Annotated in this window: 5 protein-coding genes; all 5 read left to right on the top strand. The window is 41.0% G+C overall.

Annotated features, from left to right (window positions below; translation table 11 throughout):
• Positions 1–43: 43 nt before the first annotated feature.
• The 5 genes from GO621_RS02775 (at position 44) to GO621_RS02795 (ending at position 11,133) form a co-directional block, all read left to right on the top strand.
• Positions 44–1,606: a sulfatase gene (locus GO621_RS02775; protein WP_157563982.1), complete on the top strand. Its 1,563-nt coding sequence runs from the start codon at positions 44–46 to the stop codon at positions 1,604–1,606.
• A 312-nt stretch (positions 1,607–1,918) separates the two neighbouring features.
• Complete coding sequence (locus GO621_RS02780) at positions 1,919–3,061, top strand: formylglycine-generating enzyme family protein (RefSeq protein WP_157563984.1); 1,143 nt, start codon at positions 1,919–1,921, stop codon at positions 3,059–3,061.
• A 331-nt stretch (positions 3,062–3,392) separates the two neighbouring features.
• On the top strand, positions 3,393–4,955 hold the full coding sequence (locus tag GO621_RS02785; protein WP_157563985.1) for a chondroitinase-B domain-containing protein: 1,563 nt from the start codon (positions 3,393–3,395) through the stop codon (positions 4,953–4,955).
• 231 nt (positions 4,956–5,186) lie between these two features.
• Positions 5,187–6,587 (top strand): phosphoglucosamine mutase, encoded by a 1,401-nt coding sequence (gene glmM, locus GO621_RS02790; RefSeq protein ID WP_157563987.1) that lies wholly within the window; start codon positions 5,187–5,189, stop codon positions 6,585–6,587.
• A 439-nt stretch (positions 6,588–7,026) separates the two neighbouring features.
• Positions 7,027–11,133, top strand: a complete 4,107-nt coding sequence (locus GO621_RS02795) for a hybrid sensor histidine kinase/response regulator transcription factor (protein ID WP_157563989.1) — start codon at positions 7,027–7,029, stop codon at positions 11,131–11,133.
• Positions 11,134–11,581 lie beyond the last annotated feature (448 nt).

Below are 11,581 nucleotides of genomic sequence, written 5' to 3' on the forward strand. Positions count from 1 at the left end.
GAAGCATGTATCCGGAAAATATGATCCTTAATTAGTAAACCACATGAAAACAATAATATTAAAAAGTGCTTTGGCTGCCTTTTTATCAGCAACAGCACTTACTTCTGTAAATGCCCAGCTCAAGTTGGAAGTGCAGCCTGCAAAGCCCAATATCATCGTATTTCTGGTGGATGATATGGGCTGGCAGGATACTTCGGTTCCTTTTTGGGACAGTGTTACCAATGCCAACCGAAAATTTCATACCCCGAATATGGAGCAGTTTGCGGCAACTTCCATAAAATTTACCCAGGCTTATGCAAACTCCATTTGCACGCCATCCAGGGTAAGCCTTTTATCTGGAATGAATGCAGCCCGCCACCGGGTAACCAACTGGACGGCCTTTAAAGATAAACCGGTAGATTATAACGATGATAAATTAATGGTCCCGCAATGGAACGTTAATGGTTTATCGCCTGTGCCAGGCGACCCGAGAAGTGTGTATGTTACCACTTTGCCCCAGATCCTGAAAAACAATGGCTATTACACTATTCAATGCGGAAAGGCACACTTTGGCGCTTACGGAACAGTGGGTGCAGACCCTTTAAAGCTGGGTTTTGTAAAAAATATCGGCGGGAGCGCTGCCGGCAATCCGGCATCTTATTTAGCGGAAGATGATTTTGGCTATAATCCCGAAAAATTTATATTGCAGGCGGATATCCCAAATATGAAAAAGTACTGGCATACCAACACTTTTTTAACAGAAGATTTAACAAAAGAGGCCGAATTGGCCATGGATACAGCACAGATGAAAAAGAAACCTTTTTTTCTGTACATGGCCCATTATGCCGTGCACCTGCCATATAATGCCGATCAGCGCTTTGTGCAAAAATATCTTGATGAAGGGCTTACTAAACCTGAAGCCGCTTATGCTGCGCTTGTAGAAGGCATGGACAAAAGCCTGGGCGATTTGATGAAGTATTTAGATCAGCATAACCTTACTCAAAACACGATCATTATCTTTATGTCAGACAATGGCGGGTTCTCTCATCCTCCCCGCCAGGGAAATGACAATACCCAAAATTACCCTTTGCGTGGCGGAAAGGGCTCGCTCTATGAAGGCGGTGTGCGGGAACCCATGATGGTGCGCTGGCCCGGGGTAACAAAGGCTGGCAGTATCTGTAAACAATATGTCCATATCGAAGATTTTTATCCTACTTTAATAGAAATGGCCGACATTAAACGCTATCAAACCGTACAAACGGTAGATGGCGAAAGTATAGTCCCTTATTTAAAAAACCCCAAAAAAAGTGACCCTGAACGGGTGCTGGTCTGGAACTTTCCTAACAATTGGACAGGCGGAAACCTGGGCGATGACAATGCCTGGATGACATCCATCAGGCAAGGCGATTGGAAACTGATTTATTTCGAAAAATACGGCAGGCTGGAACTGTACAACCTGCGGGATGATATTAAAGAGGCACATGACCTGGCAAAAAAACGTCCTGCGGAAACAAAATTATTAGCCAAGCTTTTAACCCAAAAATTAAAGCTTTATAATGCCCAGCTACCCGTTGATAAATTAACCGGAAAGCCTGTGCCCATGCCTGATGAAATTGTTGGCCTTTAAGGGGCAGGCAAGCTAATCTGCTAAAACCGAAAATCACCTTCCTGTAATATTCCGTCAGGCAGCTGGTTTGTTTAATCCTCTTTTATCAATTTAAAAAAATACTTTCAGGGTTTGGATCTATATGAAATTTAAATACCAGATTTATGTTGATAAAAGAAGCATTTTAGATTTTTTGATATAAATTTAAACAGGCCCTGAAGGGATAATATTGGTTTTTAAAAGAATGATATTAAATTTGAGCGTACAACGTGCAATTAATGCAACCCACTCTCCCGGGCCTGGTGTAATATTAGTTCAATCCATATTTATAAAATGAAATTCAAATTCTTATTAATCAGCCTTTTTGTACCGCTGCTGTTTTGTGGATGTAAACAAAAAACTTCTACTGCAACTGCCCATGCCAACGTTTTACCGGCGTTATCAAAAAAGGCCATTTGTTGCGAATCGAATATTCCATCACGTTTTCCCTCCCTAAATAGTTCTAAAAATTCTGTAACACAGGCGCTCGGAACATCTTCTCATGCAGGGATGGTTTGGATCAGGCCGGGTATTTATATGATGGGAGGAGATAATAACCAGGCTGCGCCGGATGAGTTTCCTAAGCATAAAACTTCTGTAAAAGGTTTTTGGATGGATGAAACAGAAGTTACCAACGCCCAGTTTGCCAAATTTGTAGCGGCTACAGGTTACGTTACTACCGCAGAACGTAAGCCCGACTGGAATGAACTTAAAAAGCAATTGCCTCCCGGTACCCCGAAACCAGACGACAGTGTACTGGTTGCCGCTTCGCTTGTGTTTGACCCACCAAACCATGCAGTTGACTTAAATGATTACAGCCACTGGTGGGCATGGAAAAAAGGGGCCGACTGGAAGCACCCTCATGGACCGGGCAGCAGTATCAAAGGAAAAGATAATTACCCGGTTGTACACGTTTCCTGGTATGATGCGGTTGCCTATTGCAAGTGGGCAAACAAACGCCTGCCTACAGAAGCAGAATGGGAATGGGCAGCACGCGGCGGTTTGCAAAATAAGGTCTATCCATGGGGCAATGAGCAGGTTGATGCGGGTAAACCTAAAGCAAATACCTGGCAGGGGCATTTTCCTGACAAAAATACGATGAAGGATAAATTTTATAGCCTGGCGCCTGTTGCCTCTTTTGCTGCAAACGGCTATGGCTTATATGATATGGCTGGCAATGTTTGGGAGTGGTGCTCCGATTATTACAATAACAAATATTATGAAAGTGTAGCCAGTGCAAACGGTGTTAAAAATCCGCAAGGGCCAGATAAAAGTTATGATCCTGAAGATCCTTACGCCAAAAAACGGGTAATAAGGGGAGGGTCTTTTTTATGTAATGATAGTTATTGCTCTGGTTACAGGGTATCCCGAAGGATGAAAAGTACAGAAGACAGCGGCATGGAGCACTTAGGTTTTAGATGTATCCAGGACAATTAGTTTAATTAACCCAGGTTTTTGGGTTAGGTACTTGTTTAAACTTTTCCCGATCAACAACAATCAATTAGTTAATGCTTCTTTTACCGGGTAAAACTGGTGTTGCATTTATTTAAACAGATCAAAAAGAAACGATGCTTAAATTTTTAGGTGATAAAAGAAGCATCAGCCTAAAAAAAGAAAACCAGGAAAAAAGTTTAAACAACTTCATAGCTTACTGAAAGTAAAAAATAGAGATGTTAACCAATTATTACCCTTACTTAAACTAATTATTACCCTCTCCAATGGGTTTATCGATCTTAATTTCGTTTGAGTTTATACTATAAGACAGGTAATGAACAAGCGTAAATTAAGTTTATTGTTAATTATTGCATTTTTTTTCATCACATTAAACAGCATTGGGCAAATTGTTTCTTCAAAAGAGGAAATATATAAAGCCGTAGCCCAATCGAAACCAGGCGATGAAATAAAAATTAATGACAGAGAATATAAAGATATTCAATTAATGGTTACCCGGTCGGGAAATACGGATAGGCCAATCATCATCAAAGCGTTAAACCCTGGTAAGGTATATTTTACCGGGGATGCCAAAGTTGAATTACGGGCGCAAAACATTATTTTGGCCGGTATATGGTTTAAAGATGGAAACAGGGACGTTAATAAATGGAAATCGCACGGGCCCGGTTTGGTAGCAATTTATGGAAGTTATAACAGGGTTACTGAATGTGTTTTTGATTGTTTTGACGAGGCCAATTCAGCCTATATAACAACTTCATTGACCAAAGAGGGTAGTGTGCCACAGCATTGCCGCATTGACCATTGTGTATTTACAGATAAAATTACGTTTGATCAGGTTATCAACTTAAACAATACAGCGTCGGCAATAAAAGATGGCAGGCCTGGCGGACCACCGATGTATCATCGGGTGGACCATTGTTTCTTTTCTAATCCCCAAAAACCGGGTAACGCTGGCGGCGCAATACGTATTGGTTATTATAGAAATGATATGGGCAGATGCCTGGTTGATTCTAATCTGTTTCAACGCCAGGATTCTGAAGCCGAGATCATTACCAGTAAATCCCAGGAAAATGTTTATTATGCCAATACTTGCCTCGACTGCCAGGGAACAATGAATTTTCGGCACGGCGATCACCAGATAGCCATCAATAATTTTTATATAGGTAATGATACTAAATTCGGCTATGGCGGAATGTTTGTTTGGGGGAGCAAACATATTATTGCTTGTAATTATTTTGAACTGCCAGAAACAATTGATTCGCGGGGTAATGCAGCGTTGTATTTAAATCCTGGGCCGGAAAACTCAGAACATGCCCTGGCTTTTAACCTGATTATAGCCAATAATATCTTTAAAAACATCAATGGCTATGCTATCCATTTTAATCCGTTGTATCAGCGGAGGGTAGAATTTGCTGATCAGAATAAATTGAAAATGGAGCTTCCGCATGATCTGTTAATCAGCGGAAATATATTTTATCATGAAAATCGTTCTCAATATACTTTTTTTAAAGATGATTTTGCTATTTCCCAAAAGCAAGACTGGAAAAACAATTTTTTTTATGGCAGTGAACCAGGCATCCCTGCGGAAGATGGGCTAAAATCCACCAAATTCAAATTGGCCAAAAATGAATTCAATGGCGATGCTGCCAATTTAAAATCGATATACAAACCGTCGTTAATAAACGGAATTAAGTCGATAGAAGGGATTGACCTGGATATTCAGCAATTGGTTGATGGCGGGATCAAAGGAAAACCACTTACCTGGAATGATGTCAGGCCAAACTGGTTGAAAGAAATTCCTGGTACTTACGCACTTACAACTAAATTATCACCTTCGAGAGAAGTAAAATTTAAAGAAGTTATCAGCAGGGAACATTAACCGCCATACAATTCCCGGTAATATTTTTGGGAAACTGTTTAAATTTATATCAGGATGTTTGATATGCTTCTTTTATCACCTAAAAATCTGCAAGGCCATTTGCTTTTTGTACCGGCAGCAGGGCTGTAAAAAGATAATCATTATCCCTGGTAAGACTAATTTATCAGCCCAGGTATTCAACCTGTTCATTCATTTTTGTCGCTCATCCACTTAAAACGATTAAATAATAGCATGACTTTAATTAAATCAATCTCAGGTATCCGCGGTACAATTGGCGGTAATGCCGGTAAGGGTTTAACCCCGCCCGATATTATAAAATACACAGCCGCTTTTGGCCAGCTCATTAAAACCACATCCGGAATCAGCAAAATAGTGGTCGGCCGCGATGCCCGCATTTCTGGCGATATGGTGCGTAACTTGGTTGTTGGCACTTTGCAAAGTATCGGTATCGATGTTGTTGACCTCGGGTTATCCACCACGCCAACAGTAGAAATGGCCGTTGCCGAAGAGCAGGCAGGCGGAGGTATTATCTTAACAGCCAGCCACAATACAAAACAATGGAACGCACTGAAATTATTAAATGCCAAAGGCGAATTTATTAGTGGCGAAGAGGGTATCAAAGTTTTAGAAATAGCGGAATCTGATGGCTTATCTTATTCAGACGTTAACCAATTGGGTAAAGTAACTTACTTTGATTCCTATATTGATTGGCACATCCAAAAAATATTGGCTTTGCCGCTTGTAAATGTACAGGCCATTAAAAATGCTGGTTTCAGCATTATTGTTGATGCTGTAAACTCTACCGGTGGTTTTGCTGTACCAGCTTTGCTGGAAGCTTTGGGTGTAACTCAAATAAACAAATTAAACTGCTTACCCGATGGTAATTTTCAGCATGACCCAGAGCCGCTGCCGGCTAATTTAACCGGGCTTTCAAACGCAGTTAAACAACAAGGCGCTGATATGGGCATTGCCGTTGATCCGGATGTGGACAGGCTTTGCTTTGTTTGCGAAGACGGGTCCATGTTTGGCGAAGAATATACGTTAGTGGCGGTGGCGGATTACGTTTTAAGGTTTACGCCTGGTAATACAGTCTCTAACATGTCGTCAACCCGGGCTTTGCGTGATGTGACAGAAGCGGCGGGAATGGCCTATAGTGCATCAGCCGTAGGCGAAGTGAACGTAGTAACCAAAATGAAAGAAACAAATGCGGTTATTGGTGGCGAAGGCAACGGTGGTGTCATCTATCCGGAGTTGCATTATGGCCGGGATGCTTTAGTTGGGATAGCGCTTTTTTTAACACATCTGGCCAATCAAAATAAAACTATCTCGCAATTAAGGGACAGCTATCCGCGATACTTCATAGCCAAAAACAAAATTGAGTTAGATGAAAACCTTGACCTGGATGGGCTTTTATCAGCAATAAGCAAACAATACAAACATCAGCCGCAAAATGTAACCGATGGTTTGAAAATTGAATTTGGTAAAGAGTGGGTGCACCTTCGCCGTTCCAATACCGAACCTATTATCAGGATCTATGCCGAGTCATCGGATGAAGCATCAGCCAATAATCTTGCAGTTAAAATGATATCCGAATTGCAGGCAATGCTGCAACAATCAGAAAGCCAGCCATAAAGGAAAGAATATTAATAACAGGCGGAACCTGCTATATCGGATCACACACTGTAGTTGAAATAATTGTAGCAGGTTAATGCCCAACATTTTTAGGTGATAAAAGAAGCATCAACTCAAAAAAAGTTTTCGTCAGCGTCTGAAAGCCTGTTTAAATGATGATGTTCAGAATATTTGATATGCTTCTTTTATCACCTAAAAATCTGCAAGCCATTAACTTTTGTACCGGCAGCTCCCTCTCCTCTGGAGAGGGCGGGGGGTGAGGCTAATTTTATAGTGATAAAAGAAGCATCAGGTTTTTTTCTGATATAAATTTAAACAACTTCTAATATAGAAATCAATTGTGGGTGATAAATGAAAATTCTTTTATGCCATTATGTACATAACAGTATAACTGTTAACTTTAGGGTTATAAGGATTTATAGTTGCCTGTTGTTAGTAAATGAAAAAGTTTTTCATTCTTGTCATTTTACAGTTCATTTTGTTAAACACTTCGTTTGGCCAGCTTTCGTTCGATCATATTTCCGTGTCAAACGGCCTTTCTCAAAGTACGGTATTATCTATCCTTAAAGATAGCCGCGGTTATATGTGGTTTGGCACCCGCGACCGGCTAAACCGGTATGATGCACGCAACATCAAAATATACAATTATGATTACCGCGATACCACGAGCATAAGTTGCAGCGATTACGTTTTCTTTGTTTTTGAAGACCGCGAAAAGCACTTGTGGATAGGTACTTCGAAAGGCCTTAACCGCTACATTCCCGAAAGCGATTCATTTGAACGCCTGATACACAAAGATAGTAACCCGAAAAGCCTTATGGGTAAAAATATCCGCTGTACTTACCAGGACAGGAGCGGCCGGATTTGGTTTGGGAGCGAAAGAGGCCTCAATATGCTCAGCTTTTCCTCATCCCGAAAGTTTACTCATTTTGTTAAAGCTACAGCGAACGGCCCTGGCCTTGCAGGTAACCAGATAGAAAGCTTATTTGAGGACCGCGACGGCAATATGTGGGTTGGTACAAACGAAGGCCTTACCCTGATGAGCCTGAAGAACGGCCATTATGCTTTCAAAAATTTTATCAGCAGCAAAACCGACCCTAATGGCCTGGATGGAAATTTTGTACAGGCTATTGCACAGGATAGCCAGGGCAATATTTGCATAGGTACCCAAACAGGCGGCGTTAATATTTTCGACCCTAAAACCCAGGCCTTCACTCATCTTAAACACGATCCTGCAAACAATAATTCCTTGATCAATAATGATATAAGGAAGATCGTAAACAGGAATGGCGTACTATGGATAGCCACCATGAACGGCTTAAACCTGTATGATGAAAGCAAAAAAGAGTTTAAACTTTACCAGCATGATATTGAGAGCCGCAATAGCCTGAGCGATAATTCTATTAAAGAAATTTATTTTGATAACAATGGTACGGCCTGGATCGGAACGATGTTCGGAGGGGTTAATATTATCCATCCTAATACCATACCTTTTAATGTTTATCAGGCCAGTAAATATAAAAATAGCATTAGCGGCAACGTTGTAAGTACTATTATTGCAGATGCGAAACAAAATTTATGGATAGGCACCGAAGGCAACGGTTTAAATTATTATGACAAAACTAAACAGGTATTTAAACACTATATCAACGATCCGAGTGAAGAAGGCAGTATCCGCACCAATTTTATCAAGGCTATTTATCGGGATAAGGCAAATAACATTTGGGTAGGCTTGCACCAGGGCGGGTTAGAACTGTTTCAGCCATCTTCTGCTACTTTTAAACATTATCGCCATAATGCCACCAATCCTTATTCCATCAGCAGCGATATTGTTAGTTGTATCTTGGAGGATAGCTTTAACCGGTTTTGGGTAGGTACTTCAAAAGGCCTCGATATTTTTGACAAGAAACAGCAGCAATTCCGCACCTATCTAAATAACCCGTCAACACATTTATATTTAAGCAATATAGCGATCAGATGTATTTACGAGGACAGGCATCATCAAATATGGGTAGGTACGTCAGACGGACTTGGGATATTAAAACCCGGTGCAACCTCATTTAGCACTTTTAAAACAAGTGAAAGTGATGCAACCAGCTTAAAAGCTGGCTATATTAATTGTGTAAAAGAGGACAATGATGGTACAATTTGGGTAGGCTCTTTTCACGGTGGTTTAAGCAGATATGACAATCTTAAGCAAACCTTCAGAACCTACAAAATAAAGGACGGCCTTCCCAGCGATAATGTGCTGAACATACAACCCGCCGATGGCAATTATTTATGGATAAGTACCGATAACGGCCTTTCTAAATTTAACACCTTTACAGGGAGGTTTAAAAACTATAACGTTAAAGATGGCCTCCCTACAAACGAGTTTAACTACAATTCATCATTTAAAGATGCCGACGGCAACCTGTACTTTGGCACCTACAACGGCCTGATTAGTTTTAGCCCGAAGCAAATTAAAGAAAATGTAATAGCCCCGCCGGTGCTGTTTACAAGCTTAAAATTGTTTAACCAGCCCGTAGGCATTGCAGATAAAACAAAGCTGCTACAAAAAGATATCAGCCTAACCCGTGAGATCACTTTTACCCACGATCAAAACGTGTTCAGCTTAGATTTTACTGCCCTTAATTACGATAAGCCGGGCCGCAACCAGTATATGTACAAACTGCAAGGCTTCGAAAAAAACTGGAACTCTGTGAAGATACCCACAGCCACCTATACCAATTTGCCTGTCGGCGAATACGATTTCTTGGTAAAAAGCAGCAATAACGACGGCTTGTGGAGCAGCAGGGCTGCAAGTTTACACATCGTTATCCTTCCACCCATCTGGAAAACATGGTGGGCCTGTTGCTTTTATATTTTAAGCTTTGCGGGAATACTTTTTCTGGTTATCCGATTCTTTAGGCGGCAAGCCCGGTTAGAGCGCGATTTGTATTACGAACACCTGAACTACGAGCGCCAGCAGGAAGTGCATCAGATGAAACTCGACTTTTTTACCAAAGTATCACACGAAATCAGAACACCGCTAACCCTGATATTAACTCCCGTAGAAAAATTGATAGATGTTACCCTGGATAATCCGTTAGTAGGCCGTCAACTTACTTATGTAAAACAAAATGCCGACCGTTTATTAAGGTTGGTGAACGAGCTTCTGGATTTTAGGAAGATTGAAACCGGGCACCTGAAACTGCACGTATCCGGGCATGAAATCGTTAAATTTTGCCAGGATATCTTCTTTTCGTTTGAGCGTTTGAGCCTGGTGAAAAATATTAGTTATCAGTTTAAGCAGGAGATCGATGCTACAACCGTTTATTTCGATCCTGCCCAGTTTGAAAAAGTGTTGTTTAACATTTTATCTAACGCCTTTAAGTTCACACCTGTTGAAGGTACGGTTACTTTTTCGGTAAATGAGGATCAGGATTATGTGAACATCATTATATCCGATAATGGCCCTGGTATAGCAAAAGATGTACAGTTGCTGATCTTCGATAACTTTTACCAGGCCCAAAATAACACCACACCAGGTTGGGGTATCGGCTTGGCGTTAGTGAAAAATATTGTTGACCTGCACAAAGGAAAGGTTAGTGTTGAAAGCGAATTAGCTACGGATACCTGCCCGGGAAAAACTGTTTTTACCATTTCGCTGTTAAAAGGAAAAGCTCATTTTGATGCCAGTGAATTGGACGATAGCCCTGCCGGGGATTACGCATTACAACAGCAGGTAAACACCCCGGCGTTAATGCCGCGGGCCGAAGACATAGAAGTGCCTAATACTCAACAAAAGCAAACCGTTTTGTTAGTGGAAGATAATAACGAAGTAAGGGGTTTAATTAAAGAGTCGCTTGCAGGATTATATGTTATTCACGAAAGTACGAACGGCGCTCAAGGGTGGGAAGCAGCTTGCCAGATAATTCCCGATCTGATTATCAGCGATATAACCATGCCGGTTATGGATGGCCTTGAATTTTGCTCCAAAATAAAGGCCGACGAACGTACAAATCATATCCCGGTAATATTGCTTACCGCTAAAGCTACCTACGTTCATCAGGTTAACGGGCTTGAAACAGGGGCAGATGCCTATATCACCAAGCCTTTTCGCATGCAAATGCTTGAGCTTACCATCCGTAACCTGATCATGACGCGGCAGTTTATGCGTAAAAAGTTTACCCAGCAGCTAACCCTAATGCCCAAAAATAAGTTGATCGGATCCCCTGATGAGAAGTTTTTGAACAAGCTGATGGCCATTGTTGAAACCCACATGGAAGATTCTGAATTTGATGTGGTTAAACTGACTAAAGAGATCGGAATGAGCCAGTCTATCCTGTATCGCAAGGTAAAAGCCTTAACCGATATGAATATTACTGATTTTATAAAATCGACCAGGCTTAAACAGGCCGCCGCGCTGCTGGCCCAAAACAAATTAAGCATAGCCGAGGTAGCTTATGCCGTTGGCTTTAACGATCGTAAATACTTCAGCAAAGAGTTTAAAAAACAATTTGGCAAAACCCCGTCCGAATATATGGATCAGGTTGGCGCTTAACTTCTTAAAGTCTAGTAAACCCTGCTGCCCGTTAACAATAAAATAACGCTGCCTACAGGTGCAATTTATTTGTACCGATTTTTCACCCTAAAAAAGTTATTTTTTCGCCCCTTAAATTAAGGATGCAATCTCATATTCGCCTTTGCTACCGCAATTTAACGAGTACTATAAGAACCTGAATAAGTTTCTATCAGATCCTTCGATATTCTCAGGATTGGTCCTGATGCTTCTTTTAGCACTATAAAATTTGCATTGCCCTTGCTATCGGTATAAAAAACAAATGGCCTTGCAGATTTTTAGGTGATAAAAGAAGCATCGAAAAAAGAAGCCGGTAAAATTTGAACAGGTTTAAACTTGTATAATCTATATCAAAAAAAACCTAATGCTTCTTTTAGCACTATAAAATTTGCATTGCCCTTGCTGCCGTTACAAAAAGCAAATGGGTCTT

The sequence above is a fragment of the Mucilaginibacter arboris genome (assembly GCF_009754915.1).
Lineage (GTDB): Bacteria > Bacteroidota > Bacteroidia > Sphingobacteriales > Sphingobacteriaceae > Mucilaginibacter_A > Mucilaginibacter_A arboris.